This window comes from Streptomyces violaceus (genome assembly GCF_036014075.1).
Lineage (GTDB): Bacteria > Actinomycetota > Actinomycetes > Streptomycetales > Streptomycetaceae > Streptomyces > Streptomyces violaceus.
Genome location: NZ_CP107911.1, coordinates 2,198,690 through 2,225,615 on the forward strand (window position 1 = coordinate 2,198,690; position 26,926 = coordinate 2,225,615).

Consider the following 26,926-nt stretch of genomic DNA (forward strand, 5'->3'; position numbering starts at 1 on the left):
GGAACGGTTCACCTTTCGTCCTGCACGGGCTGCACGTCCTGCATGGGCTGGACGGGCTGCGCGGTCGCGGCGGCGGGCCGCCGGGCCTGTCCGGGTTCCCTGACGACGGGCTCGCCGACCGCGTACCGGGCGAGGGCCGGCCGCGGTACGACACCCCGTTCGGTGCGCTCGGCCAGTCCCAGCGCCACCAGCTTGGTCAGTGCCCGCTCGACGAGTTCGGGCTCGGCTCCCGGTTCCCGCGCCGACTTGGACCAGAACCCGCCGTGCTCCACGGCCAGTTCCCGTACGAGGGCCGCCAGCTCCGCCGGTTCGACGGGCTTGGGCGCCCGTGCCAGGTGTCCCGCCAGCAGCAGGGTGATGTGACCGTGGGTGCCCTGCTCCGGCATGCGCACGTCTGTGAGGTCGTCCAACGGGTCGACCATGGCGATGCCCTCGGCCCGGACCTCCGGGACGAGTCCCGTCAGCTCGTTGATGCGGGCGGTGATGAAGCCGCGCTGCCGGGTGAGGTAGGCCAGTTCGTCGTCGGTCAGGTCGTCGTAGTACAGCACCGGGTCGTCCAGGAGGATGCGGGTCAGCTTCCAGCGGACCGCCCGGAACCTGAGCTCGTCGCTGTCGAGGGCGGTCCAGGCGGTCATCTCCACCAGGCGCTCCTCGCAGCCCTCGGCCTCGACCATGGACGGGCCCCGCAGGGACGCCGGCATCCCGGCCAGCACGCGCCGCCGCACGTCGTACAGCACGTCACCCGATCCGCTGACGTAGGCGTCCTCGTCGCCGGCCACCCGCCGCAGTACCCCGAGCCGCAGCAGCAGGCGGACGACGGCCGCGAGGTCGAGGCGTTCGTCGCGCCGCTCCAGAGTGAACGTGATCCCGGCGGCGACGAGTTCGGGATCGGCGGCGGCCAGGACGACCTGCTCGGCGAGGCGTCCGAGCGCCACCTGCGACTCGCCCCGCTCCAGCGCGGCCAGGGCCAGGCAGAGCAGGACGTAGCGGCGGCGGGTGAAGGGCAGGGCGCTGCGGCCGGCCTCGCGCGCCGGGTGCGTGGCGTCGGTGAGGGTGCCCGGCGTCTTGCGCAGCCGTACGGCGTCGGCGTCCGTGCGCAGTGTCCAGCCGACGTTGCGTTCGAACCACTCCCGCAGCTCGGCGGTGTGCCGGCGCACCAGCCGGAACTCGTCGGCGTACGGCCCGTCGACGGTGAGCAGCGGCTCCTTCAGCAGGGCGCGTGCGGCCTTCTGGAGGTCGGCCTGCCGCTGGCCGTCAAGGACCTCGGCGAGAGGGCCGCTCATCGGTCCTCCGTGAACTGGGGAGCGGTGTCCCGCCGCGGGACGGGGACGGGGACGGGGACGGGGACGGGAACGGGTGCCGATGCCGGTGCGGTGCGGTCGCCGTGCCCCGACGTGAGGTCGACGATGTCGACCAGGTGGTCGGGACCGCTGAACACACCGTCAACGGTGTGCACTTCGGCCGTCGATCCGTCGTCGAGGGCGGTCAACCGGATCTCCATCGATCCGTCCCCGCTGGTGGCCGCGGTGGTCGTCGTGCCCGGCCGCCAGGTGGCGAGCGCGTCACCGAGCAGCCGCAGGAACAACTGAAAGGCGAGCGGGTCGAGTTCGCCGAGCCGGGACAGCCGCACCGGTCCGCCCGTCACAAGCCGGTCCCTGGCCCGCCTGGTCTCCTCCGACTGCCGGGCCGCGACTTCGGCGAGCCTGCGCTTGGCCAAGCTCCGGTCGGCCACCTTGCGCGGCTTGCCACGCCGCTCGTAACTGCCCGTTCGGCGCAACTGAGGGCTGATCCTGAGCGGTCGGGCCTCGCCCCACGGGGTGGAGGCCGGCTCCGGGGAGGCCGTCCGCTCGACGAGGGTCTCGGCGTCGACGGTGAGGTGCCGGGAGGAGTGCAGCCCGAAGGCGACCCGCCACAGCCGGTGCCGCGCCTCGTCGTCCGGCGCCTGGGCGAACCAGCGCGCCAGCGTACGGAAGTCGGCCGACCGGTCCGAGCGTCCGGCCCGCCGCTCATTGAGCTGCCGTACGACGGCCAGGAGCTGCGGGATCGAGCCCAGCGCCCGCCCGCGCAGCAGCCTGGCCTGCGACTCCCGGCCCTCCCCCGACACGAACCACTCGGCGAGCCCGGACCACCGCGCGACCCACCGCTGGTACGCCACCGCCGCCGCCCGTTCGGCCTCCCCGGGGGCGGCGTCGGCGGCCTCGCGGGCGGCGGCCAGCCGCAGCAGCGGACCGACCCGCTCCTGCTCCTCCAGCCCCCCGATCAGCAGGGCGATCCGCCCGCCGAGGGTGATGAGATCCTGGATGAAACGCTCCAGGTACTGGATCAGCCGGTCCTTGTAGGCGAGGAACGCCTCGACCTCGATGTCGTGCAGGTCGATGGTGCGCTGCAGCGAGCCCATGAAGGCACGGGCGTTGTCCGCGAGGTCGGTGAAGCGCGCCGTCAGCACGGACAGCGCGACGTACGTCTTGGCCGGGTCGGGCTCGTCCTCCGCGGCGATCACCAGCAGCGCCCGCAGCTGCGTGACGATGTCGTGCAGCGCGACCGCCTGGAGTTCCCCGCGCCGCCCCAGCACCTCGTCGTACGTCCCCAGCGCCGCCTCGGCCGCCTCACCGGCCCGGGTGAGCTGGTAGATGAACCGCCTGCGGTAGAAGTCCTCGACCGCCGTCACCCGCGCGTGATCCGGGTCGGCCCGCAGGTTGCCCCACTCCACGAGCTTGTCCAGCGCCTGCGTCACCGCTTCGAGTTCGGCGGGCCGGCTCCCCGCGTCCAGGGCGGCGTACACGTCCTCGGGCCGCAGATGTACGGCGAACCGCTCCTTCGCGGCGAGGAAGGCCCGCATGACCTGGCGGTAGAGAGGGGCGTTGGGGGCGGTGAGGTGGGCGAACGGGCTGTAGTCGCTGGAGGTCATCTCGCCACATTCTTCCACCGCGGTCACGGGCTCACGTGAGAGTTGCGAACACCCACTCCGCCCAGACCGTCTTGCCCAGACCTCCGTGCCGGAGGTGCCAGCCCCAGCGGGTGGCGAGCGCGGCGACGAGAAGCAGCCCCCGGCCGCCGGTGTCCTCCGAGCCGGGGGCGGACAGCGCTTCCGGTTCGGGCGGCGTGCGTTCGCGATGCTCCGCGACGGCACCTTCTACGAACCCAGAACCCCACGCCTCGCTTGAATAAAGACATGGAGGCCCCCCCTAAGCGGGCCCACTTTCTCACCCTCGCCCGTCGACGACCCCGGATTCCCAGGCCCAAGCGGCGATCTCCACACGGTTGCGGGCTGAGAGCTTGATCTGCACGTTGGAGAGATGAGTCTTCACCGTGCCGACCGAGATGGTCAGTTCGGTGGCGATCTCGGCGTTGGTCAGTCCTCTGGCCACCAGGCGCACCAGGTCGTTCTCCCGTGCGGACAGTGCGGTGTGCGGTTCCCGGGGGGCGGGCACGGCGCTGTTGAGGCGCCGCAGCAGCCGGACGGTGATAGCCGGGCTGACCAGCGCCTCGCCGGAGGCGGCCGCCCTGATGGCCTCGACGAGGAGGGCGGGCCCCGAGTCTTTGATCAGGAATCCGGAGGCGCCTTCGCCCAGAGCGAGCTGGACGTACTCGTCGTCGTCGAACGTCGTCACCACGACGACCTTCGGCGGATCAACGGTGCCGGGGCGGGTCAGTCTGCGCAGTGCCTCCAGCCCGTCCATGCGGGGCATGCGGATGTCCATCAGCACCACGTCGGGCCGGTTGCGCTCGGCGAGTTCCACTGCGTGTACCCCGTCCGTGGCCTCGCCGACGACCTCGATGTCGTCCTGCGCGGCGAGGATCATCGCGAACCCGGCACGGACCATGGCCTGGTCGTCGGCGATCAGCACACGGATCGTCATGACGCCGCCGCCTTCGCCGGGGAGGCGGCCGGGGACACGGGGAGGGTCGCCTCGACGGCCCAGCCGCCGGCCGTCACCGGGCCGGCCTGGACGTCTCCGCCGATCAGGCCCACCCGCTCGGCCAGGCCCTTCAGCCCGAAGCCGCTCTGGGAGAGGTGACGCGGCCGTCCGTCATCGCTGACCCGTACGGTGAGCCGGTCTCCCGAGCGGTCCACACGCACCCGCACCTCGGTGCACCCGTGGGCGTGTTTGCGTACGTTGGTGAGGGCCTCCATCACCACCCGGTGCGCGGTGGTGGACACCTCGACCGGCAGGTCGTCGAGGTTCCCCTCCAGTTCGAGCCGAGCATGGGCGCCGCCGACGGCCGAGAACTCCTCGACGAGCGTACGCAGTTCACCGATGCCCGCCAGCGGCGTCAGTGTCACGTCGCCGTCGGCGTCACGCAGCATCCCCACCATGTGCCGCATCGAGGTCAGTGCCTCCGAGCCCGCCTGTTCGATCCGCTGCAGCGCGGGCGGTACGAGTTCGGGCCGCCGGCCGGCGATCGCCTGGGCCCCCTGCGCCTGCACGACGATGCCGGTCACGTGGTGGGCGACGAAGTCGTGCAGGTCCCTGGCGAACTCTGTCCGCTGCTCAAGGCGGAGGGCCGCCGCCTGCCGCCGCCGGTCCACCAGGAGCAGGCGCATGCCGAGGCCGATGCCCAGCGCCGTGACCGCTGCCAGGGCGAAGAGCAGCGCCATGATGGTGGTGGACTGCCGCACCGAGACCGACACCGGCCGCAGCACGATCGCCATGCCCAGCAGAGGGACGGCGAGCGCCACCCACGAGGGCTTCCCCCGTCGGGCGGCAAGCAGCAGGAGCCACACGAGCGCCGCCGGCTCGGCGAATCCCAACGGCTGCGAGGCGCCCACCATTTCCAGGTGTATCCAGACCGAGAGGCACAGCGACCCGACCGCGCTCACGCAGGCGGCCACCGGCAGCGCCCGGCTGTTGAGCCGGGGTGAGACGACGGCGAGAGCGACGATCACCAGGGCGCCGATCAGCTTGGCGGGGCCGTGGTAGGGGATCCAGTAGAGGCCGCCTGCCCAGTCGAGCACGACAAGGCCGACCAGGGCTCCGCCGAGCAACATCCACGCCGTGACGGGCACCGTGACGGGCAGTAACTGCGAACGTCCCGTCTCCCTTGTGGCCGTGGGTGTGGGCGCTTCGTCCGCCGCCTGCACCATCTCTCTCACCGTCCTTCCGGCGGACCGGCCGAAAGTCGGAGCCGGCCTCGCATGATCTGTCTTTCGCCCGATCCGCCGCGAGACGCCGCGGAGGAGAGTCGTGGTCACCGGGCGGCGTTCGCCATTCATCACGCAAGGACCACGTCATGATCACGGCCGACATCACCTTAGTGGGGAGCCCCGGAGGATCTGGAGCCCGCGTCGGCGGCTTCCCGGCAGTGGTCGACCGTACCCAGCCGGCCCTCTCCCCCACACGCACAGGGCCGACCCTCCTCCCACACGCACAGGAGCCACACATGGACCACCCAGGGACGCATCGCGGAAACGGAACGGGATTCGCACCCCTCGTCGGCGCATCGGCGATCGAGGCCCATGGGCTCGGCAAGCAGTACCGGCGCGGCTGGGCATTGCGGGACGTTTCCTTCCGGCTGCCGGCCGGGCGGGTCTGCGGCCTCGTCGGCCCCAACGGCGCCGGCAAGAGCACCCTGATGGGACTGGCCACCAACATGATCCGGCCGACGACCGGCAGCCTGCGGGTATTGGGCGCGGCACCGGGGTCGACGGAGTCGGTCCTGCGCACCGCGTTCCTCACCCAGGAGAAGCCGCTGTTCCGGCGCTTCACCGTGACCGAGACCTTGCGCCTGGGCCGTGAGCTCAACCCCCAGTGGGACCAGGAGGTCGCCGAGGGCATCGTCCACGCGGGCCGGGTGCCGCTGAAAGCGAGGATCGGCACGCTGTCCGGCGGGCAGCGCACCCGCGTCGCCTTCGCCCTGGCTTTCGGCAAGCGCCCCGACCTGCTCATCCTCGACGAGCCGATGTCCGATCTGGACCCGCTGGTGCGCCGAGAACTCATGGCCACGCTGACGGCGGAGGCCGCCGAGCACGGCACCACGGTCCTGGTGTCCTCGCACATGCTCGCCGAGCTGGAGTACATCTGCGACTACCTCCTCGTCGTCGCGAACGGAGGTCTGCGTCTCGCGGGCGAGGTGAACGAACTACGCGCCGCACACGCCCTTCTCGACATCCCCGGGGGCGGCTCGTTGCCCGCCGTCGCACCCCACACCGTCATCGAGCCCCACCGCGGCGAGGGCCGGCCGGGCGTCCTGGTGCGGCTGGGCGCTCCGATCACGTCCGGCGGGCCGGTCAGGCCTCCCACCCTGGAAGAGCTGCTGCTCGCCTATCTGCGTGCACCCGACGCGCCCTCGCTGATCGCCCCCAGCGCCCGCGTCGGCGACATCCACGACATCATCACCCGCGACCGGCAGAAGGCTGTGACCGCATGACCACGCTCACTGACGACCTGGCCCACACGGCGCCCGCCGGGCGCCCGCAGAACGCACCGGGCTCCCGGCAGGCCGGCCCGAGGCTCGGCGGTACGACCTGGCTCGTCTGGCGCCAGCACCGCGCCGCGTTCTGGACCCTCATCGCCCTCACCCTCCTGTGCGTGGTCGTGATGGTCTTTCTGCGCGGGCAGGTGGTGGACTACCTGGACGCGCACCCGCAGAAGTCCGGCGGCCTGCCGCCCGATTTCGAGAAGTACACGGCCCGCCTTTTCAGCTTCGGCGGATACCTGGGCTACGTCCCCCTCCTCACGGGTGTCCTGCTCGGCGCCCCGCTCATCGCGGGCGATCTGGAATCCGGCACCGCCAAGCTGGTGACCTCGCAGTCCGTCAGCCGGTTGCGCTGGCTCACCACGAAGCTCGCCATGCCCGCCGCACTGATCGCACTGTCCACCGCGGTACTCGCCGCCGTCTTCAACTGGTGGTGGAGCCCGGTCAAGGGGCGGTCCGGCACACTGGAGTGGACCAGCGGCGCGTTCTTCGACGTCACCTGGGTGATGCCGGTCGCATACGCCCTGATGACGTTCGTCGTGGGCGTAGCGGTCGGCATGCTCCTGCGCCGCACGCTGGTGTCGATGGTGGTCACGCTCGGCATCGTCGTGGCGATCGGGGTCGTCTGGGACCGATTCCGGCTGGACCTGGGCAACCTTCTGTCGGTCAGCACGGACAAGGGAGTCGGACCCGGCGCCGCACGGCCGAAGCTGCCCGCCGGGGCGGTGCAGCAGGGAGAGGGCACCTACTTCCTCACCAGCTCCGGAGCCCGTCTGGACTGGACCGCCTGCATCGACAAGATCGACAACGACCGGGCGCACACCGCCTGCCTGGAGTCCAAGCACGTCATCGGCTGGTCCATCGACTACCTCCCCATCTCCCAGATGCACTCGATGCAGTGGCTCGGAGCGGGCATCATGCTCGCCGTCGCCGCCGCCGTCGTCACCTTCATCATGGTCTGGGGCCGCAAGCGCCTGCTGTGACGTCCCGGCAGGAAGAAGTCAGGGGCCCGACTCCGAGGAGTCGGGCCCCGTCATTCCGATCACCAGCACCTGTCGGGGGGCGGACGGTGGAGATTTCGCTGTCGGTCACTACCGTGACGATGGCGCCCCGATCGAGGTCTCCAACACGCCGAGGTCGGTCCGCCGCGCCAATCCCTCGCAGCCCCGGGAACCACGCGGCTGATGCGCCCGCACCGGCATGCTGCACGCCGCACTGATCTGGCCGACCGATCAGAGCCCATTTCGCGGCCCGCTGTACCGCCCTGCGGGCGTCCAGAGCGTCATGACCAACAGCCCCTCCCCCTCTTCGAAATCCGGTCCTGCTACCGGGCCCTGGGGTGCCGTTCTTCTGCTGTCGCCTCCCGAAATGACGGATCGGGGTAGGCGGTGATCATCCATAGGGGTTAATTCAGGCGCCTGGCCTGCCGCCCAGGAAGCGGTTCGGTCACCGTGGGGGCATGGACGCCCCGCAGACAAGTTCGGTCAGTTCCGGGCCCGGGACGGTGCTGCGGTGGGCTCGGACAGTGGGACTGGTGGGGGATGAGGTTGAGCAGCGGCGGCTTGCCGCGATGAGGTTGGAGGCGCTCGCTGAAGGAGCTTTGCCGCGGGCCGGCGCCCAGGACGTGGCCCTGACGGCCCAGTGGGCGGTGTTCATCTGCTGGGTGGACGACATGATCGACCGGCGAGGCATGGGGCTGGTAGCCGGCGAGGTGGAGGAGTTCACTGCTCCTTTGCGCGAGGTCCTGGCCTCCGGCGGTGGTCTGATGCCCGCGGCAACGGCCGCCCCGCATGCCGCAGTGCTGAGAGGGCTGTGGGAGCGCACGACCGAGGGGATGTCCGCCCGATGGAGGGAGCGTTTCACCGCGGATTACACCGACTTCCTGGATGCGACCGAGGAGGAAGTGGCCCTGCGCCGCAACGGTGTCCGGCTGCCCCTTGAGCCGTATGTGCGGTTGCGCCGCCGAACGATCACCCTGCTTCCGCTTCTCGACGTGCTGGAACGCACCGGCAATGCCCCGCTGGTGGAGTGTCCGCAGGTCAGTGCCCTACTGGGCGAGCTACGGCAGGCGTTGGCCGATGTGGCGGGATGGGCGAATGATCTGGCCTCGGCGGCCGACGACGCCGCTGCCGGTCAGGACAACTTGGTGACAGTCCTCGCCCGGCAGGACGGCTGCTCCCTGCCTGCAGGCCGCGCACGGGCGGCTGGCATGGTCGCCGGCCGCCGCAGCGACTTCCACACCGCCGCCACCGCTCTGCGCATGGGCCACGGCGTGCCCCCTGAGCGGCAGGTAGACGTGTGCCGGTACGTGGACCTGACGCAGACGTTCATGGCCGCCACGCTGCGCTGGCTGGCCCGCACCGGGCGCTTCACCCCCGAACCCGGGCCGCCCGCACCCCCTCAGGTGTCAGGGCCGCAGCTCTGACCCGAAAGGACCATTCCACCGGACGCACCCAGTACAGGCCGGACACGACGAAGTGGAGGAACTGGCCCCCGATGAGAATCGCTGCCCCGGCCGCGTGCATGCCCCGCTGGCCACATTCCGCGCTGCCTGCCGAACTAGCCCCCGCCACCGCACGGCTGCGCTCTCAGGTCCTGGACCTGATCCGGCCGGACGGAACCCTGCACAGTCCGTGCCGCAGCCGCGTCCTGGAATCCGCACTGCTGTTGGCCCTCTTGGACCGCGCCCGCCTGGAACCCCCCGCCCGCAGCCGCCTGGCCGCCTACCTGTCCTTGCACTGCAACTCTCCCGAACCGCTGGACCGGCTCATGGCCCGGGCCGCCCTGCACCACAGGCCCGGCCCACCCGGCCTGTTGGATGTGGAACAGTTCCTCGCCCGGGCCCCGGACTTCACCGGCCCCCGCAAACGCGCCCTGTTGCATGCCGTCCTGACGCTCCTGGACGCCGCCCCCACCGCCGACGAGATCGCCACCGCCCCCGAGGCGTCCAGTCTGCACGGGCTGCACACCTGGGCGCGCGTCCAGGTCACCGCGGTCAAAGCCGTCCTCGCCCACGCCCGGGGACACCGCCTGATCGACAATGGCGACCTGGAACTGCTGCGCTCGACGCAGCGGCCCGGAACCGTCTGGGAGGCCAACCTGCTCATCCACCTCTCGGTACTGCACGCCCTGCTACCCGTCCCCGGCCAGTACCCGGTGGTCGTCGAGGGAGTGAAGACCGCACTGCAGCACCAGCGTCCCGATGGCGGGATGCCGTTCATCTGCGACGAGGACACCTGGGTCACCGCCACCGCCGGAGTCGCCCTGCACGCCGCCGGAGCCGCCGCATCGGTCATGGACCTCATCGCCCGGCGTCTGGTGGCCCTTCAGCACCCTGCAGGCGGCTGGTCCTACACCGACGGCGTCCAACTCCCCGACGTGGACTGCACCTCGGTGGCCGTCGAAGTCCTCCACCTCGCCGACCCCGACGCCTACCGCGCACCGCTGCGCCGCGCACTACGCGCGCTGCACGCCCTGCGCGGCAAGGACGGTGGCTTTCCGACCTACCTGACCGGCGCGCCATCGGAAGCCTGCATGACCGCCGCCGCGGCCAACGCCCTCAGCACCCAGGGCCCGGCCTACCACCATGAGTTCGAAACAGCCATGAGCTACCTCGCCTCCCAACAGCGCCCCGACGGCTCCTTCCCGCCGGACTGGAGCAGCAGCCGCCTGCACACCGTCTCGCGCGCCGTCCTGGCGGCCTCCCACCACCCCCGCAGAGGCCCCGACAGCCCCGCGCAGCACATCATCAGAAAGGCCGTGAGGTTGGTGGCAGACTGTCAGAACGCCGACGGCGGGTGGGGCCAGCAGGACGGCGACGCGAGCGACGCGCTGAGCACCGCCTACGCCCTGACGGCCCTCACGACGCAGAACACCCCCGGCCCCGCTACCCGGGGCGCCGCCTACCTGCTCACCCAGCAACAATCCGACGGATCGATCGCAAGTATCCCGGACTCGATCGGCCCCCGCCCGTTCGGTTTCACCGTTCCCGCGCTCGCCGATGTCTTCACCCTGCTCGCCCTCGGCCACCTCACCCCCCGCCTGGAACCCGCACCATGCCGAATACCCCCGGTGACCAATGCTGACAAGGGTGAAGGCGTCATTCGTTCATCTCCGGCCCGTCACGGGCCTGCGCAGGCCGTCCCTGAACGCGGCGTCAGAGGTGGCAGTGAGGGAACGAGGTCAGCTGTGGCGAACTCCGCAGCTGGCCGACGGCCACCCTGTTCGACCCCACCAGGCCGCCGGCTCGCCGATCGGGCTGCACACCCACCAGTAACTTTCCGACAGAAGACCGGCATGCGAAGGTGACGAAAGGGAAATATCCCCCCTTCTCCCGCAGTGAAGGAGATTCACCATGACCACGGTTGCAGAACTCCAGCCCGACCCGAATCGGGAGGTGCGCATCGTCAGCCACCGCCAGAGCAGCAACGGCGTGTACCACGACGGGATCGTGCGCACGGTCACCTGCGCGAACGCCGACGAGAACCTGTACGCCGTCACGCTGTACAGGCCGACGTACGGCAGTGAGTCCACGTGCTACGTCTACGGCACGGACCAGGTGACCGAGCCCACCCGGAGGGCAGCGCCCGCGGACACTGAGCGGTCCTACGCCGATCGCCAGCGGGCATTTGACCGGCAGAACTTCGGGTTGCCCCCGGAGGGCAACTAGCCGCTCACAGGTCGTTTTCTTCCTGCCGGGCCGCCGCCCGGGTCTGAGACCACATCGCAGGTGATTCCCTGTCAGGCGGCCGTGTCGTTTCCCAGCCGATCGGTCCAAACCCGTCACGGCCGTCTGTCGTCAAACATCGTTTGACGACAGACGGCCGGCGCGTCCGAGGAACACGGACAGACGGAGGCCAAGCTGGTCGGTCGGGACTGTTTGGCCGTCTGCGACCGGGCGGCGAACTGCGGCGCATCGGCGGTGAGCCATACCGCCGGTGGCCTGGGCCCCCAGCGGGCGCAGCGCAGCACGGCACTGACCTCAACAACCCTGTTCACACGGCTTGATTGGACAGCCTTGGGGCCAGCAAGCAGGGCCCGGCAGGAAGGCCGTCCTCACTGTGATCACCCTGCCTGGACTCTCGCCCTGCGGGGCCGCGGTGAGCGGGAAGTGCGGTGGGTGTGGAGGACGAGCAGCGCCAGGGCGCCGGTCGCTGCGGACCAGGTGAGGGAGAGCAGGCCGTGAGACCAGGGGATGTGCGGGGTCAGGGTTGAGCTCAGCGCCAGCTGGTTCACGCCGTACAGAGGAAGCGCGGACACGCCTGCCACATCCATGAGTGTGTTGAAGACGGGATTCTGCAGGCCGGTGTCTACCAGGCTGAGCATGATGATGAGGAAGAAGCCCTCCAGCTCGCCGCGGACAAGAGAACCGAGCAGAAGACCGATGCCGCCATAGGCGAGGCCGGCACCCGCAAGGGCCAGCGCCAGGGGTGCTGCGTGGCGGACGGGCAGAGAGATCCACAGCAGGATCGTGGTGTAGAAAGACAGCAGGGCGGCAGTAAGGGCGACGGCAGCAAGTTTGGCCAGCAGTATCGGCAGCCGGGGGTAGCCGGCCAGCAACAGACGGCGGTCCATCTCCCGCGATTGGAAGGTCTCGGTGAAGGCGATGAAGCCGGCGACCATGGTGATGGCGCCCAGCGCGCTGGCCACTGGCCCACCTGGCTGGCCGGAGCGGAGACGGGGCCGCTGATGGCGTCCAGCCGGATACGCACCACCTGGTCGGAGGTGCACAAGCGCGCCACGAAAATCCAGATGGGGATGAACGCGACCGCCAGAACCAGGGCCAGCCGGTTGCGCAGGTGGCCCCGAAGAGTGCAGCGCAGCAGTTCGATGAATGCCGTCCAGGAGAGCCTCAACGGTTCGACTCCTCGAAGTGCAGACGCCCTTGGCGCAGATGAGCGATCGCATCGAAGTGGTGCAGGTCGTGCAGCAGGTGCGACACCACGATGATCGACCGGCCCTGATCACGCAGATCGGCGGCCAGGGACCAGAACCGCTGATGGGTGTCCCAGTCGAAACCCTGGTAGGGCTCGTCCAGGACCAGCAACTGCGGATCGTGCATGAGAGCGATCAGCAGGTTCAGCTTCTGCCGCGTTCCGCCACTGAGCTCGCCGACCTGCTGTCGCCGGCAACTGGTCAGCGCCAGCAGCTCCATCAGCTCGTCGGCGCGCTCCAGCGTCGGCAGCCGGTAGGCCATCTGGAACAACCGCAGATGCTGTCCGACGGTGAACGCGTCGTTCAGTACCGCCCGTTGCGGGCAGTACCCGACCGCCCCGGTCCGTGTCACCGTTCCGCGATCGGGCGCAAGGTTTCCTACAGCGATCTGTAACAGAGTGCTTTTGCCCGCGCCGTTCTCGCCGACGACTCCCACCAGCGTCCCGGCGGGCACATCAAGGTCGACGTCGCACAGGACCTGCCTGCCGCCGAACGCCTTGCGGACTCCGCGGATCCGCAGCCGATGGCGCGTCGTTACTGCCTGCACATGAGCCCCTCGAAAGATCGGACAGAGGTAACGAGCAGGCCCGGAGGAAGGCCCGGCACGGAGGCCGGGGCCCCACAGGCGCATGCCTCCCTGACCCGTCCGCTGCACCCGGATCGCACGGTCCGGCCTGGGCGCACCCCTGCCCCGGGGGGCGCTGCCGCCCGGTGTCAAACGAGTCCGTACCGCCGGTGTAACGGCGGCCACCCGCTGTTCCGGTGACGGCCCCGGGACTGGTGGGCTTGCATGTTGAGGTGTCGCATTATTCGCGAGCCGCTCGATGCACTGGGCACGGTGGGTGATCGCCGTGGATCGTGGCGGTCGCGGGCAACTACCGGAGCCAGCGGTCGAGTAACTCGGCCCAGATGAACCCGTGGTAGCCGTCGAACGCAGGTGGATCGATCTTCTTGAGTTCGTCAGCGAGACGCGTGGCACCGTCGGGGACGACACACTCCTCAGTGGCCGCCGGGGCGTATCGGGTCCAGGAAACGCCTCTCAGGCGCCCTCACCCATGTCCGCGCAGGTCACACCCCAGATTCGCGACTTCAGGCGGCGGATTACGCGGAACGCAGCGGAGCGGGCGGGAGGCAGGGAGTACCTCGGGGGTCGGGCGCGCGCCGGCCCTCTCGCGCGGTCGTCGGGGCCGCCCGCGGCACAGGGGCGTCCCGGGCCCGAGCGGAAAGCAAGGTCAGCGACGAGTGACGACGATGCCGACGGCTGCCATGAGCACCCCCGCCACACCAGCTGCCACCGTGGGCTGAACCAGGGCGGGGTCAGGACGGGATGCCGATAGGTCACGTACATCGCAATGCCACTGATCAGCAGGATGACCAGGACGGCCACCAAGCCCAGCAACGCAAGCACATCACCGTTCCTGGACGGCCGGGGTACGCCCGGAACGGGTCGATCGGGGCCGCACGCCATGGCGCAACAGCCCTGCCCACAGGCGGGCCCGGCCGGCCCGGTCCAGGGCCTCGTGGGCGGCCAGCAGGCCGCTGGTGACCGCGCCGAGGAAGCCGCCGGCCAGGCAGTCCTGGCCCGAGAGGTACAGGCCCTTGGCCTCGGTTCGTGGGCGCAGCCAGTCCGCCAGGCCGGGGCGGTGGCCGTCGCCGAAGCCGGCCACGTCCTTGGCCAGCCCGTACAAGCTGCCGCCGGACCAGTCGGCGAAGTGCTCGGCCGTCAGCGGGGTGCCGAGCTCGTGGTAGGCCACCCGGCCTGTGGTGCGGGGCAGCTGGCGGTGGAGTTGGTCAAGGAGCTGTGCGGTCAGCTCGGCTTTCAAGGCCAGGTAGGCGGGGTCCCGGTGCTGCCATCGTGAGCCCTGGAATGGCTCGAACAGCTCTGGCCGTACGTAGGTCAGGATCTCTCCGGTCGACCGGCCGGGGTGGCGCGTGGTCCAGGTCGGGTCCTTGGCGCAGGAGAACGAGAAGAAGTAGCCGCTGGTCCGCCCGCCCGTTCCGTCGAAGAGGGCGTCGCAGTCCTCGTCGGTCACCATCAGGTTGTGCCGCGGCAGCCCGAGTTCCGCGGGGTCGCCGTCCAGTCCGAGGAAGAGCACCACGAACGGGAATCCGCGCCGCATGCCGTCCAGCCGGTCTGCGATGCGGTCGGGTTGGCGTGGCAGCAGGGTGCGGTACGTGTTCTGGGCGCCTGCCGCGCTCACCACCACCGGAGCCCGCACGCGGGTGCCGTTCGCCAGCACCACGCCCGTCGCGCGCGACCCGTCCAGCTCGATCCGGGCCACCGGCGCCCGCACGAAGACCTCGCCGCCGGCGGCGCGGATCGGTTCGAGCATCGCGCGTGCGATCGCGGCACTGCCACCCACCGGGTACCAGGCACCGGTCCGGAAGTGCTCGAACAGCACCGCGAGGAGGAAGAACGGCAGCCTTGCCGTGGAGTCGGCCAGCAGCAGCGCGCTCGGGGTGAGCACAGCCTGCCGCAGCCTCTCATCGCGAACCAGCCCTTCCACCACCTCCCGGGCCGGACACAGCGCCTGGGGCGGCACGGCCGTCGCCCGCAGGACCCGGGCCAGCCGTCGCACCACCGGGCCTGTCAGCCGTCCCAGTGCGAGCGCGGGCAGGACCGCCCGGCACCGCCCGATCAGCCCGAACAGCGCCTCGATGCCCGCTCGTTCGGCCGGGAAGCGCGCGATCAGACCGGACCGATAGGCCGAGAAGCCGACCGGCGCCTGGTACACCTCCCCCGCCAAGCGGTACTCGTCGTACGGGTCCCCCAGCGGGGCCCATTGCAGCGTGCCACCGGTCAGATAATCCGAGAGCACGCGGACCGGCTCTCGCTCCGTCAGCTGTCCCACGTAGTGGATTCCGACGTCCCACTCCCAGCCGCGCCGCCGGTAAGCGTGGGTGTAGCCGCCCGCGGTGTAGTGCTGCTCGAACACCGCCACCCGCCGGCCCTGGCGCGCCAGGCATACCGCGGTGGTCAGCCCGCCGGCCCCGGACCCAACCACCGCCGCGTCGTACTCGTCCGTCAGCCCGCCCGCCGCCAACGGCCGGCCCACCAACACGCGATCCGTCACAGCCACCACCTTCGCTGCAGTTCTACATGCCTACATACACCGGGAAAAACGAGCTGTTCGCCCCCAGTCACGCAACCGCATCGCTGCGGGCCACGGCCTGTGGCTGGCCGAGGCATCCGGCTCGAGCCATGGCCGGGAGGAGCTCGGTGCCGGCCATGTGGAGCCACGCACGCGGTGGTGCTCGCGGAAAGCCGCCGACCCCAGCTCCTCGCCGTGTACGCGCTGGTGCTCGCGCGGTATCTGACCTCCTTGTCGATGGTGGGCATCCCACCTGCCGAGAAGTCGCCCCCGACGACGGTGGCTGCGCTGCCGGGGTCTCCCATCCCCGGGAAGCCTCCCCTACGTCGGCTCCACAGGTGGCAATCTGGGGGATCTGCCCCGGCGGCTCTCATCAGCCTCGCGAGCGCCCTGCGGTCTTTCCCGGGCTGAGCGCGCGGTCGCTCGGGACATCAGGGTGCGGTAGCAGACCTTCCCGCTGTGCGCGAGAGGGATCTCGTCCACCACCAGGAGACGTTCGGGGTGTTTCCGGCGGGCCAGGCCACGGTCCCGCAAGTGGGTCGTGAGGTCGGACAGCGTGAGAACGGGTGTGCCCGGGACCGGGCGGATGCAGGCGCACAGTCGTTCCCCTAGGTCCGGATCGGGCACCGGGACGCAGACCGCCTCGGCCACCGCTGGATGGGTGCCCAGTTCGCGTTCGACCTCGGCGAGACTGATGTTGAGACCGCCGCGCACGGCGATGCGTTTGAGCCGGCCCAGGACGTGCAGCCTTCCGCGCTCGTCCAGCCGACCGAGGTCGCCCGAGCGCACCCAGCCGTCGGAGGTGCGGTAACGGGCGTCCAGTTCAGGCGCGTTGACGTAGCACAGCGGCGTCATGGGGCCCAGGGCCTCGATCTGACCGGTCCGCCCGGTGGGGAGCGGCGCGCCGTCGGGTCCGGTGATCCGGATGCGGGCCACCGCGGGGTCCGGAGTGCCGACGCTGTCGCCCGGCGGGGTGCGTTCTCCGGCCGTGTGGCAGTTCACGCCGTCCGACGAGCCGTACACGGTCACCACCGGGCGGCCGAACCGTTCACGGCATGCCTGGGCGGTGGCCGCCGGCAGAGGGGCGCCGCTGGCGACAACAGCACGCAACGACGATGTGTCCTCGTCCGGCCGCGCCGGGAGGTCGGCGATGCGGCGGAGCATGGTGGGCACCGCGAAGAGGTGGGTGGGACGATGCTCGGCGACCATCCGCAGCGCTCCGGCCGGGTCGAAGGCCGACTGCACGATGAGGGTGCCGCCGAGGGCGGCGAGGGTGACCGGTGTGCCCAGGGAACCGAAAGAGGAGGCCAGCGGGACGAGGACCAGGTGGCGGGGCGGCACCGTGGTGTCGGGGTGCAGGCTCCCGACGTACCGGGTACGGCCGCCGGCCAGGGCGTGATGGCTGTAGGCGACCATCTTCGGCTCGGCTTCGGAACCGGACGACACCAGGATGCGGGCGGGCCCGTACGGGTCGGCCTGCCGCGGCCGCCAGGGCCAGGCCGCGGTCGGCGAGGAGTGCAGCCCGTGCGTCCGTCCGTCACCCGGGCCGGGGGCGAACACGGTGCGCAGATGCGGAAGATCCGCGACGGCCTGTGCCCGGCAGGCCGATGTGAGGACGGCGCCGCGGGCCCGCGAGCGGGCGAGCAGCGCCCGGACGTCCCGGTCGTCGCCGCCCGCGGGGATCGGGAGGGCCACCGAGCCGATCGCGTAGACGGCTAGTTCCGCGGCCACGGCGTCGCCTCCGTTGGGCAGCAGGAGCGCCACCACGTCCCCGTCTCCCAGGTCCTCCTGGGCGAACAGGGCGGCGATCCGGCGCACTTCGGCGTCCAGCGCCGCGTAGGACAGCACTCCGGCGTCGTCCACCAGCGCCTGGTGGTCCGGGTGTTCGCGGACCCGGCCGGTGAACAGTGCGTAGAGGTCGGTGTCCGGGCACAGGCCCGCCGTCACCCAGGCACGTCGTTGGGCGCGGGGCACCAGATCCGGGAAGCGCACTCCGGCGCGTGAGATCCACACCGGCTGCCCGCCCCGGCTCGCGGGTGGGGCGGTACGCCGGGTCGTGGGGGCGGCGGTCATGCGAACTCCCAGGGAGCGTACGGGCGTGCGTGGCCGGTGGACAGATCAGGGGGTGCGACGGCCGCCCGGAAGGCCGGGGCGCGGGCCAGAGCCGTCAGGTCGGTGAGCACGGGGGTCGCGGTCAGACCGGCCTCGGCCAGCCGTACCGTCCACTCCTCGGTGGTGCGGCGGGCGAAGCGGGCCGCGAGGTCCTCGGTGGCCGTGGGGCCGGCGCCGTCCAGCAGGCGGAGCACCGCCTCGGGGCGCACCCGGGCCTCGGGACCGAGGCACAGCTGGCCGTCCGCTGTGCGCAGCGGCCGGTCCAGTGCCGTCCAGCGGGGCCGGTGCGCGGGACGGGGGACGAGAGCGGCCGCGGAGACCAGGGAGGAGTCGACGCGGCTGCCCCGGCCGGTCGCCTCCCGAGCAGCCAGCGCGGCCAGCGCCCCCTGGGCGCACACCAGCCCGCCGAGCACGTCGGTGAGGGTCATCAGGGAGGGGGCCGGGGGCTGGTCCGCCGGCCGTACCGCCGCGGCGAGGCCGCTGTGCACCTGGGCGAGGTAGTCGGTGCCCAGGGGCGGCGGCCGGTCGCCGAAGGCGTCCCCGAAGCCGGATGCCCAGGCGTACACCAGGGCGGGGTGGCCGGGCAGCAGGTCGGACGCGTCCAGGCCGAGCCGCGCGGCTTTTCCGGGGGCCCAGTTGTGCAGGAAGACGTCGGCCTCGGCGGCCAGCGCGCGGGCCATGTCCCGGCCCGGCGCGGTGGTGAGGTCGGCCTCGACCACCGGCTTGCCCGCGTTGAGAGCCGAGAACCGGGCCGAGCAGTCTCCCGCCAGCGGAGGGAGCCAGCGCATCGGATCGCCGCCGGGCGGTTCGATCCGGACCACCTCGGCACCCAGCATCCGCAGGACGTGCCCGGCGAGCGGGCCCTGCACCCTGCGGGTGGACTCCACCACCCGCAGGCCCGTCAGCGGCAGGACGGCACCGGAGAGCGGGACGGCCGGGCGTGGGCCGGGCACGGCGGTGCAAGGGTGCGCCCGGGCCCTGGGGAAAGGTGCCGGTCCCGGAGTGAGGCACCAGGCGGCCGGGCGAACCGCGGGGGCCGGGTCGGAACCGACGGTGAGGAGGCTGACGCCGGTATGGTGCGCGGCGGCCCGCAGCTCCGCCAGCGTGCGGCGGCGGGCGGCCCGGCGCAGTTCGTCGGGCAGCGGGCAGACGGCGGTGGCGAACCGCTGCTGGAACGGCAGCCAGCCACGGCCGGCGAGCACGGGGGCCACGCCGAGCCGGACCCAGAACTCCCGCCACGCCAGGGGGTCGAGGGTCTCGACCTCTACTCGGGCGTCGTCGGACGTCTCCAGGGTCGCCAGACCGCCCGTCGGCAGCGCGTCCGGTCCGGCCGTCGACGGAGCCGGCGAATCCGGCTCGGGCGGACCCGAGTTGTCGCGGGCCGTCTCGGCGGCGAGGTACTGACCGACCGCCAGAAGCGCCCCCTGCGCCACAGAGGTCCGCACCTCGCACAGGTCAAGGCCGCGGGCCCGCGCGAAGCGGAGAGCGGTGACGCCCTGGGCGGCGAGCACCCCCGCCACCACCGAGGCGTAGTCGACGGCCAGCGGGAGCGGCCCGCCCGTCGCCCGGCCGTGGACCTGCATGAGACCGCAGGCGGCCTGTACGGCGCGCTCGTCCGGCAGGTCCGCACCGACCGGCCCCGCCCAGTCGACGGTGTACCGCGGCGTATCCCGGCCTGGGCCGCTCGTCTCCGGCAGGTCCCGCGCGGCGTGCCGCAGCAGCCGGCCGGCGATCGCGGCAGCGACGTCCGGCCGGGCCGCGGCGCGCAGGTGTGGCGTCACGATCGCCCCCGGCCGGGCCGGCGGCCCTGCACCGAGTACAGGACGCTGGATGCGGCGCGGAAGGACGGGTCCTGCATCAGCCGCCCCACGCGGTCCAGGTCCTCCTGGGTCATGCCCTGTTCCGTCAGCCGGTCCCGGAGGTTGTGGGTGTGGTTCAACTGAAGTCCGAGGCCGGGGTCCTGGGCGTGCCGTACGCCGATGTGGAGGTGGACGTCGATGGCGGTCAGCCCCGCCGCCCGCACTGCCGCCGGCACCTTGCGTCCCCAGTGCGGATCGCCGCCCGCGGCGCGCAGCGCGCCAGTCTTGGCCCGCAGGAACCGGACATAGAGCGCCTCCGCCTCCGCGTCCGGGGTCAGCAGCGGCGGCTCGTAGGAGGCGTCGAGCTCGTCGATCTGCAGCAGGCCGCCGGGCTTGAGAGCGCGCACCAGCTTGTGCAGGACGGCGTCCCGGGTGGGTAGGTGCTGCAGGACCAGGCGGGCCACCACCAGGTCGTAGGCCGCCTCCGGCAGCGGGTCGCGGGCCACGTCAAGGGCGGCGACCTCCAGGCGCGGGCCGGGTGCCAGGTCGCGCGGGTCGAGGTCGGTGGCGAGCACCGAGCCGCCCGGTGCCACCCGGCCCGCCAGCCAGCGCGCGATGCTGCCGCCGCCGGCGCCGACCTCCAGGCAGTGCCAGCCCGGGCCGACACCGGCGGCCGCCAGGCGGGGCAGGGTCACCGGATCGTAGGCGGCAGCCAGGCAGGAGTGCTGGTCGCGGCTGTGCGCGGTGCCGTTTCCGAAGACCGCGTGGGTGCCCTCCCGGACGGGAGCGGGCTGGGACACGGTGTGGTTCCTCTCGTGAGAACGCTGCCCGGTCAGGCCCGGCGTCGTCAGGTGCGGCCCGGACGGGGCCCTGCGGCCGACACCGGCGGGTTCGACACCGTCGGCACGCGCCCGGTGGGCGAACGCCGGCCGGGGCGGGAGCCGGCCGCTCCGGCGAGACCTGTCATCGGAGCGGCCCGGACAGCCGCCGCCGGACAGCGGCCCCGGCAGGCCGACGCCGTCGAACGGCCCGGGCCGGCCGGCCGCGTCGAACGGCGCCCCGGTCACGTCCACCGGCCGGTGCCGGCAGGTGCGGCGCCGGTGAGCTGCCGGGCCAGGGCCGCGCGGCGGACCTTGCCGGTCCCGGTGCGGGGCACCTCGTCCCAGGTGAGGACGGTCGGGTCGCGCAGCGCGGGCAGTTCATGCGTGGCCTGCTTCCAGGCATCCGGGTCCAGTCGGCCGTCGGCGGTGACCACGACGGGCAGCGGGTCGCCGTCCGGGGCACCGAGGATCACGCATTCCAGGGCCTGCGGCAGTCGCTGCTCCAGTACGTCCTCGGTCCGCAGGCAGCTCATACCGGGCAGGGTGTCGGCGGCGCGGTCCAGGACGCTGACGCTGCCGTCACGGTGGTGGACGCCCATGTCGCCCGTGGACCACCAGTCGCCGACGCGTTTGGCGTCCCAGCGGTCCTCTTCGCCGACGTAGCCCAGGGCGAGGGCGGGGGTGCGGACGAGGAGCAGGCCGGGACGGCCGCGCGGCACCGGGCGCAGCGTGTCCGGGTCCACCGCGCGCAGCCGGGTCCGGCCCGGCACGGGACGGCCGAGCCGACGCGCCGTGGTCTCCGCGTCCGGTGCGAGCGCGGAACGCCGCGTGTGGAAGCGGAAGGTCAGCGGTCCGGTCTCGGTCTGGCCCCAGCCCTGCATCCACAGCGGGCGGGCGCGGCGGCTGGCGGTCAGGTACGCGCGCAGGGCGGGCGGGTGCACGGCGTCGTAGGTGCTGATGTACAGGCGGACGTCCCGGAAGGGGTTGTCCAGCCGGGTGGTGAGCGGCCGCAGCCGGATGTAGGAGGCGGGCAGGGCCTCGACGACGGTGGGCGGGTGGGCCCGCAGGAGCGGGTCGGCGGCCTCCGGGTCGTTTCCGGTGAGGATGAGGATTTCGGCGGGCGCGAGTGACACGACGACGGCCGTCCAGCAGAAGGTGCGCCCGTGGCCGTACGCGCTGGCGTTGGCCAGAACGTCGTCCCGGCGGATGCCGATGCCCGGGTAGCGCACCGCTTCGAAGCGGGCCAGCTTGTGCACGAGTGTCCGCGTGGAGTGGACCACCAGCTTGGGCACGCCGGTCGTCCCCGAGGTGTGATGGATGACCAGAGGTTCGTCGTCGTGGCGCCGCACCGGTACGCGAGGGCGGGACGCGTCCAGCGCGGCCAGGTGGACCGCGCCGGGCGCGGCGGAGTCGACGGTGACGAGGATCCGGGCCGGTTTGCGGGCGGCGGTGTCCCGGCAGCGGGCCAGCACCGCTGAGGTGGTGACCAGCGCGGCGGGCCGCAGCCGCTCCAGCAGGGTGACGAGGTTCGCGGTGTCGAGGCGGGCGGACAGCAGCGCCGGTACGGCGCCGAGACGGACCGCGGCGCAGGCGAGCAGGTCGTAGTCCCAGTGGTTGTCCTTCACGATCGCCACGCGGTCCCCGGGCCCGACACCGGCGTCGGCGAGGCGGGCCGCGGTGGCGCGGACCAGGCCGGCGAGTTCGGTGACGGTCCACCGGGTGCCGGCGTGCGGGGCGATGTCGAAGGGCCGGTCCAGGTGGACCACCGTCCGGGCGCCGCCTGCCGCCGCCTCGTCGAACAGGGTGCCCATGTCATGCGGTCGCATGGATCTCCTCCGCTCGGTCGTGGCCGGCCGGAGTGTTCCGTCCGAGCCTGCTCAGGACGCGGGACGCGGCCAGCGCGCCCGCCCGGACGGCGCCCTCGGAGGCGGGCCGCAGCATGAGCCAGTCACCGGCGTACTCCACCGCGCGCACCGGCCGGGACAGGAAGCCGGCGCGTTCCCGCAGGGCCTGAGGTGTGGCTTCCGGCAGGCCGTGGCGGAAGGCGTGCACGAGACGGTGGCGGCAGGCGTCGCCGATGCCCGGGACATAGCGTTCCGCCGCGCGGACGAGGAGGTCGGCGGCCTCTTCGGGAGGGCCTTCCAGCAGCTCGGGCACCCGGTGCGGACCGGCCACGAGGGTGACCAGGCCCCGGCCTGCGGGTGCCCGGCCGGGGTGCTTGGCGTGGTCGACGACGACGCCGGAGAGCACGTCCTCCTCGGCGGCCGGGGTGAGCAGGATGTGCACCGGCCGCCGGGCGGCCGGTGCGAGGGGGCGGTCCAGCAGACAGCTGACCTTCATCATGGGCGTGAAGGTGCACGCGGTGAGGAACGGCTGCTCGTCGGCGGGGGCGTCCGGGCGGAGCGCCACCGCGACGGGTGCCGGTACGGCGAGCACGGCGGCCCGCGCGGTGACCTGCCCGTCGTCGAACCGCAGTACGGCGTGCCCGCCCCCGTCGGTGACCTCGCGTACGGCCCGGTGGGTGACGACCTCGGTGCCGGTGGCCAGGCGGCGGGCCAGGAAGTCCATGCCGTCGCGGTAGGTGCGCCAGGAGGCGGTGGAACCGGCCTCCAGCAGCAGGCTGACCATGGGGGCGGCCGTGGACCGGGCGGTGTCCCAGCCGAAGAAGCAGCCGGCGACCGGCTGGAAGAGGTAGTCGTGCAGGTCGCGGTGGTAGCGGGCGGCCACCTCCCGCACGGTGGCGGCGCCCAGCGGACTGTGCTCGGGGCGGTCGCCGTCGAATTCGGCGCGGCGGCGGCCGGTCCATGCGGAGAAGGCGGCCAGGTCGAGCCGCGCCCGGGGGGACAGGCCCGCTCCGGTGACCACGGCCGTGCTCTCGCCGACGCCCAGGTGGGCGCGTCCGCCGCGCCAGACGGCGACCCCGCCGCCGACCCGGGGCACGTCCGCGGGGGCGACGCGCAGCCGGCGCAGCAGCTCCCAGGTCGCGCGGTAACCACGGGAGGGGACCTGCTCGGCGCCCGTGTCCACCGTCCAGCCCTCCTGGCGGATGCTGCGCATCCGGCCGCCGACGTCCGGCAGTTGCTCGTAGACCCGGACGGCCAGCCCGGCGCCGCGCAGCTCGTGGGCGGCGGTCAGACCGGCGATGCCCGCGCCGACGACGGCGACGTCGAGTTCGGGCTTCACTGGGCGGCTCCCGTTCCGACGACGACGTTGGCCACGGTCATCAGCACCACGCTGAGCCGGTGCACCGCGAAGCCCGTCCGGCGGGCGGTCATGATGTCGCCGCGGACGAACCCGGTCAGGTACTGACGGGCCCGCAGCGCGGTCGCCGGCAGCATCAACAGCACGAACCACCAGGGGGCCACCCCCGTGGCCGAGGCGACCGCGCCGATGAGGAGCTCGGCGACCGACAGGGCCCCGATGAAGACGGCGTTGCCCCGCTCGGAGACCAGGGCGGCCACGGTCGGGCGGCCCACGGCCCGGTCGCCGGCCACGTCGTTGGTGTTGGAGTAGACGCCGAACATCAGCGGCCCGAACCCGAACAGCACCGCCTGCACCATCAGGAATCCGGAGAAGCCCCCCGTCACCAGGCCGTACGGAACGATCACCAGCACGGCGCCGAGGGCGACCAGGAACACCTCCTGGAAACCGTGGTAACTGATCTTCAGGCCGTACGAGTACTGCAGCGACACCACGAACAGCGCGCCCGCCGTCAGCAGCGCCCACAGCGGATGGTGCGGCGCGAGCGCGGCGGCGCCCGCCCAGAGCACCGCCCCTGCCGCCGCGCAGGCCCAGGCGAAGCGCAGCGCCTGGGGCACCGTCAGTGCCCCGGCGACCAGGGGTTTGCGTGCCTTGTTGCGCAGCGGGTTGTCAGGGGCGTAGTTGGCGAGGTCGCTGCCGTCCCGGAACCCGGTGACGTCGTCCAGGGCGACCATCGCCATGAGAACCGCGACTTCGCCGGCCAGGAACATCGCCATCACCAGTGCCTGCCGGGCAGTGAAGGCGCCGGCCGGGAACAGGGCGGCGGTCAGGGCGAGGAAGATGCCGAGGTAGTAGTCGTACACGTCCAGCTTGCCGAGCCGCGCGTAGGCGCGCAGCCGACTCTGGCCGTGGACGGTGGCGGCCGGACGGCCGGCCGCGATGCTGTCCGTCATGGGTGACCTCTTGGGGGGTGTCTGCGTCCGAAGGGGGGTGCCGCTCGCCCGGGCAGTGGGATGGGCGAGGCGGGCGGTCGCGGGTCAACGGTTCCGAGGCGGGCGGGCGCGCGTCAGCGGTGCTCGGTGGCGAAGGCGCACACGAGGTCGGCGACGTGCTCGACCTGTGCGTCGGTCAGCAGGTGGTGCACCGGAAGGGCGAGATGGCGGCGGGCGGCTTGTTCGGCGCGCGGCCAGCTGTCACCGGGCGGCGCGTAGGGAGCGAAGGCACGGTGGGCGGGCAGGGGGTGCGGATAGTAGACGTGCGTGGCCACCCCCCACTCGGCCAGGTGGGCGCCGAGAGCCTCCCGGTCCTCGGCGAGGACCGTGTACACGTAGAAGCACCGGCCGTCCGGGCCGGGCGGCGGCGGTACTACACCACAGTCGGCCAGCGGCGTGAAGCGTTCGGTGTAGTACGCGGCGATCTCCGCCCGGCGCGCCAGCCGCGCCGGGAAGCCGGAGTAGCGATGCGTTTGGAAGGCGGCCTGGATCTCGTCGAAGCGGCTGTTGAGTCCGACGGCGTGGTGGACGAACCGCCGCCCGGCGTACTGGCCGTGGTTGCGCAGCATCCGCACTTTCTCGCCCAGTGCCGGGTCCCGGGTGACGACCACGCCGCCCTCTCCGGGCATGCCACAGGTCTTGACCTGCACGAAGGAGTAGAGCCCCGCGTCGCCCCACAGTCCGGCCGGGACGCCCCGCAGTACGCCGCCCTGGGCGACCGCCGAGTCCTCCAGCAGGCGCAGTCCGTGCCGCCGGGCCAGTTCGGCGAAGCGTGGCATGTCGGCCATGACGGAGAACATGTGGGCCGGCATCACCGCCTTGGTCCGCTCGGTGACGAGCCGCTCCGCCTCGTCCGGGGCCATGGTCATGGTGTCCGGCCGGATGTCGGCGAAGACCGGTGTGGCCCCGCAGTCGACCACCGAGGCGGCCAGGGGCGCGCAGCCGAACGCCGGCACGATCACCTCGTCACCGGGGCCTACGTCCATGGCCCGCAGCACCAGCGAGAGGGCCGACGTGCCGCTGGAGCAGGCGACCACGTCGGCCGCCCCCAGGTCCTCGCGCAGCAGGTCCTCGAAGGCGGCGGTGCGCCTGCCCAGGATGAACCGCTGCTCCGGGTCGAGGCCCACCTCGCGGACCAGCCCGATCAGTGCGGAGCGGTCGGCTTCGAAGAGGGCGGGAGGGAAGAACGGGACGGCGGGAGGGAGCGTCGCGGTCATGCGGTCGTCCTCGTTCCGGCGAGGAAGGAGCGGATGGTGTCGCAGACGAGGTCCAGGTCGTCGGACCGGAGATCGGGGTGGAAGGGCAGGGCGACGGCGTGCCGGGCCGCCGCCTCGGCGTGGGGGAACTCGCTCTGGCGGTGGCCCAGGTGCGCGAGGGCGGGCTGGTGGGGCAGCGGCAGCGGGTAGTAGACCTCGGTGCCGATGCCGTGCCGACCGAGGTGGTCGACGAGGGCGTCCCGGTGCTCGGTCTCGATCAGGTAGACGTAGTGCACGTCGCGGTCGTCCGGTGTTCCGGCGGTGGTCCGCGGCAGGCGGAGGATCCCCGGCGTGTCCCGCAGACGGGCGGTGTACGCGTCCGCCAGTTCGGCCCGGCGCGCGATGTGCTCCTCCAGGAGGGACAGCTTGACGAGCAGGACGGCCGCCTGCATGTCGTCCATCTTGCTGTTCGCGCCGGGCAGGGCGCTCTCGGTGGAGATGGCCGGGAAGTTGTTGAGCGTGCGGCCCGTCCTGCCGTGGTGGCGCAGCGCCGCGACGGTGGCCGCCACCTCCGGGTCGTCGGTGAGCACGGCTCCCGCGTCGCCGAGCGCGCCGAGCGTCTTGGAGGGGAAGAACGACAGGGCGCCGCCGGTCCCGTGCAGGCCCGCGTGCACTCCGTACCGGCGCATGCCGATCGCCTCGGCGCTGTCCTCGACGACTGTCAGGCCATGCCGCCGGGCGACGGCGGTGACGGCCGCCATGTCGGCCATCGTGTGGAACAGATGCACCGGCATCACGAACCGGCTCCGCTGGGTGACGGCCGCCTCCAGGGCCGCGGGGTCCATCGCGTACGTCTCCGGGTCGATGTCGACGAACTGCGGTGTCCCGCCTGCCAGTACGACAGCCGAGGCGGTGGCGAAGAACGAGTACGCCGGCACCAGGACACCGTCACCGGGGCGCACTCCGCAGGCGCGCAGCAGCAACACCAGCGCGTCGGTGCCGCTGTTGACGCCGATCACATGCCGGGCTCCGGTGTAGTCCGCGAGCGCCGCTTCGAGTTGCCCGACCTGTTTTCCGTGGGAGAACTTGCCGCTGTGGAAAACGTCATCCAACGCCTTTTCGATGGAAGGCCACAGTCGTTCGAAAGTCGCGGCCTGAGAGAAGAAGGGAATTCGATCGGCCGTTCCTGGCGCAGTCGGTAATGCATCCCCGGCGCGCGCCGGAATCTGTCCACTGGAAGGCAATCTCTCACCTGTCTCCGTCGTGTCAGTGGAATGCCCACGCTAATCGGACTTCCGGTCGACGGAGAAAGGAAAGGATCATCTTCACACGTTCTGGGGAATGACGTTCCGGACGTCTTGA

At 72.1% G+C, this 26,926-nt stretch carries 20 protein-coding genes; 5 read left to right on the plus strand and 15 right to left on the minus strand.

Going from position 1 to position 26,926, the window contains the following annotated elements; genetic code table 11:
• Positions 1 to 8: 8 nt before the first annotated feature.
• The 4 genes from OG542_RS09820 to OG542_RS09840 form a co-directional block, all read right to left on the minus strand.
• A complete protein-coding gene (locus tag OG542_RS09820) occupies positions 9 to 1,283 on the minus strand; it encodes a TIGR02678 family protein (RefSeq protein ID WP_328410000.1) in 1,275 nt (424 codons plus the stop codon).
• The gene (locus tag OG542_RS09825; protein ID WP_328410002.1) at positions 1,280 to 2,908 is read right to left on the minus strand and encodes a TIGR02677 family protein; all 1,629 of its coding nucleotides are present in this window, start codon (positions 2,906 to 2,908) and stop codon (positions 1,280 to 1,282) included. The genes OG542_RS09820 and OG542_RS09825 overlap by 4 nt, the downstream gene beginning before the upstream one ends.
• A 295-nt stretch (positions 2,909 to 3,203) precedes the next feature.
• Entirely contained in the window at positions 3,204 to 3,860 is a 657-nt protein-coding gene (locus OG542_RS09835) for a response regulator transcription factor (protein ID WP_328410004.1), read from the minus strand.
• Positions 3,857 to 5,086, minus strand: coding sequence for a sensor histidine kinase (locus OG542_RS09840; RefSeq protein ID WP_328410006.1), 1,230 nt, complete (start codon positions 5,084 to 5,086; stop codon positions 3,857 to 3,859). Before OG542_RS09840 ends, OG542_RS09835 begins: the two co-directional genes overlap by 4 nt.
• 296 nt (positions 5,087 to 5,382) lie before the next feature.
• On the opposite strand from OG542_RS09840, the gene OG542_RS09845 reads away from it, so the two are divergent.
• From OG542_RS09845 to OG542_RS09865, 5 genes are all read left to right on the plus strand, one after another.
• Complete coding sequence (locus OG542_RS09845) at positions 5,383 to 6,369, plus strand: ABC transporter ATP-binding protein (RefSeq protein ID WP_328410008.1); 987 nt, start codon at positions 5,383 to 5,385, stop codon at positions 6,367 to 6,369.
• Complete coding sequence (locus OG542_RS09850) at positions 6,366 to 7,400, plus strand: ABC transporter permease (protein ID WP_328410010.1); 1,035 nt, start codon at positions 6,366 to 6,368, stop codon at positions 7,398 to 7,400. The genes OG542_RS09845 and OG542_RS09850 overlap by 4 nt, the downstream gene beginning before the upstream one ends.
• A gap of 551 nt (positions 7,401 to 7,951) precedes the next feature.
• Complete coding sequence (locus OG542_RS09855; RefSeq protein WP_328410012.1) at positions 7,952 to 8,842, plus strand: terpene synthase family protein; 891 nt, start codon at positions 7,952 to 7,954, stop codon at positions 8,840 to 8,842.
• 71 nt (positions 8,843 to 8,913) lie between these two features.
• Positions 8,914 to 10,725 (plus strand): prenyltransferase/squalene oxidase repeat-containing protein, encoded by a 1,812-nt coding sequence (locus OG542_RS09860; RefSeq protein ID WP_328410014.1) that lies wholly within the window; start codon positions 8,914 to 8,916, stop codon positions 10,723 to 10,725.
• A gap of 46 nt (positions 10,726 to 10,771) precedes the next feature.
• On the plus strand, positions 10,772 to 11,086 hold the full coding sequence (locus tag OG542_RS09865; protein WP_311128115.1) for a hypothetical protein: 315 nt from the start codon (positions 10,772 to 10,774) through the stop codon (positions 11,084 to 11,086).
• Between the two features lie 395 nt (positions 11,087 to 11,481).
• On the opposite strand, the gene OG542_RS09870 is transcribed toward OG542_RS09865, so the two are convergent.
• From OG542_RS09870 to OG542_RS09920, 11 genes are all read right to left on the minus strand, one after another.
• A complete protein-coding gene (locus OG542_RS09870; protein ID WP_328410017.1) occupies positions 11,482 to 12,066 on the minus strand; it encodes a hypothetical protein in 585 nt (194 codons plus the stop codon).
• 202 nt (positions 12,067 to 12,268) lie between these two features.
• Complete coding sequence (locus tag OG542_RS09875) at positions 12,269 to 12,982, minus strand: ABC transporter ATP-binding protein (RefSeq protein ID WP_328410019.1); 714 nt, start codon at positions 12,980 to 12,982, stop codon at positions 12,269 to 12,271.
• Positions 12,983 to 13,760: 778 nt separating this feature from the next.
• A complete protein-coding gene (locus OG542_RS09880; protein ID WP_328410021.1) occupies positions 13,761 to 15,425 on the minus strand; it encodes a phytoene desaturase family protein in 1,665 nt (554 codons plus the stop codon).
• Between the two features lie 339 nt (positions 15,426 to 15,764).
• Positions 15,765 to 17,516, minus strand: coding sequence for a class I adenylate-forming enzyme family protein (locus OG542_RS09885; RefSeq protein WP_328410023.1), 1,752 nt, complete (start codon positions 17,514 to 17,516; stop codon positions 15,765 to 15,767).
• A complete protein-coding gene (locus tag OG542_RS09890) occupies positions 17,513 to 19,336 on the minus strand; it encodes a CoA transferase (RefSeq protein WP_328410025.1) in 1,824 nt (607 codons plus the stop codon). Before OG542_RS09890 ends, OG542_RS09885 begins: the two co-directional genes overlap by 4 nt.
• Positions 19,333 to 20,154: a class I SAM-dependent methyltransferase gene (locus OG542_RS09895; RefSeq protein WP_328410027.1), complete on the minus strand. Its 822-nt coding sequence runs from the start codon at positions 20,152 to 20,154 to the stop codon at positions 19,333 to 19,335. Before OG542_RS09895 ends, OG542_RS09890 begins: the two co-directional genes overlap by 4 nt.
• Positions 20,155 to 20,417: 263 nt before the next feature.
• Positions 20,418 to 22,001 carry a class I adenylate-forming enzyme family protein gene (locus tag OG542_RS09900; RefSeq protein WP_328410029.1) on the minus strand — a complete coding sequence of 528 codons (1,584 nt, stop codon included), beginning with the start codon at positions 21,999 to 22,001 and terminating at the stop codon, positions 20,418 to 20,420.
• Entirely contained in the window at positions 21,988 to 23,358 is a 1,371-nt protein-coding gene (locus OG542_RS09905) for a protoporphyrinogen/coproporphyrinogen oxidase (RefSeq protein ID WP_328410031.1), read from the minus strand. Before OG542_RS09905 ends, OG542_RS09900 begins: the two co-directional genes overlap by 14 nt.
• A complete protein-coding gene (locus OG542_RS09910) occupies positions 23,355 to 24,329 on the minus strand; it encodes a UbiA family prenyltransferase (protein WP_328410033.1) in 975 nt (324 codons plus the stop codon). Before OG542_RS09910 ends, OG542_RS09905 begins: the two co-directional genes overlap by 4 nt.
• Before the next feature lie 113 nt (positions 24,330 to 24,442).
• Entirely contained in the window at positions 24,443 to 25,585 is a 1,143-nt protein-coding gene (locus tag OG542_RS09915; RefSeq protein WP_328410035.1) for a DegT/DnrJ/EryC1/StrS family aminotransferase, read from the minus strand.
• Positions 25,582 to 26,676, minus strand: a complete 1,095-nt coding sequence (locus tag OG542_RS09920) for a DegT/DnrJ/EryC1/StrS family aminotransferase (RefSeq protein ID WP_328410037.1) — start codon at positions 26,674 to 26,676, stop codon at positions 25,582 to 25,584. Before OG542_RS09920 ends, OG542_RS09915 begins: the two co-directional genes overlap by 4 nt.
• Positions 26,677 to 26,926: the final 250 nt, after the last annotated feature.

Excerpts from the sequence above, each read along its gene's own strand:
- OG542_RS09835 (WP_328410004.1), bottom strand. The coding sequence starts at position 3,860 with ATGACGATCCGTGTGCTGATCGCCGACGACCAGGCCATGGTCCGTGCC.
- OG542_RS09865 (WP_311128115.1), top strand. The coding sequence starts at position 10,772 with ATGACCACGGTTGCAGAACTCCAGCCCGACCCGAATCGGGAGGTGCGC.
- OG542_RS09910 (WP_328410033.1), bottom strand. The coding sequence starts at position 24,329 with ATGACGGACAGCATCGCGGCCGGCCGTCCGGCCGCCACCGTCCACGGC.
- OG542_RS09885 (WP_328410023.1), bottom strand. The coding sequence starts at position 17,516 with ATGACCGCCGCCCCCACGACCCGGCGTACCGCCCCACCCGCGAGCCGG.
- OG542_RS09900 (WP_328410029.1), bottom strand. The coding sequence starts at position 22,001 with ATGCGACCGCATGACATGGGCACCCTGTTCGACGAGGCGGCGGCAGGC.
- OG542_RS09825 (WP_328410002.1), bottom strand. The coding sequence starts at position 2,908 with ATGACCTCCAGCGACTACAGCCCGTTCGCCCACCTCACCGCCCCCAAC.
- OG542_RS09850 (WP_328410010.1), top strand. The coding sequence starts at position 6,366 with ATGACCACGCTCACTGACGACCTGGCCCACACGGCGCCCGCCGGGCGC.
- OG542_RS09875 (WP_328410019.1), bottom strand. The coding sequence starts at position 12,982 with ATGCGCCTGTGGGGCCCCGGCCTCCGTGCCGGGCCTTCCTCCGGGCCT.
- OG542_RS09820 (WP_328410000.1), bottom strand. The coding sequence starts at position 1,283 with ATGAGCGGCCCTCTCGCCGAGGTCCTTGACGGCCAGCGGCAGGCCGAC.
- OG542_RS09915 (WP_328410035.1), bottom strand. The coding sequence starts at position 25,585 with ATGACCGCGACGCTCCCTCCCGCCGTCCCGTTCTTCCCTCCCGCCCTC.
- OG542_RS09860 (WP_328410014.1), top strand. The coding sequence starts at position 8,914 with ATGAGAATCGCTGCCCCGGCCGCGTGCATGCCCCGCTGGCCACATTCC.
- OG542_RS09845 (WP_328410008.1), top strand. The coding sequence starts at position 5,383 with ATGGACCACCCAGGGACGCATCGCGGAAACGGAACGGGATTCGCACCC.
- OG542_RS09840 (WP_328410006.1), bottom strand. The coding sequence starts at position 5,086 with ATGGTGCAGGCGGCGGACGAAGCGCCCACACCCACGGCCACAAGGGAG.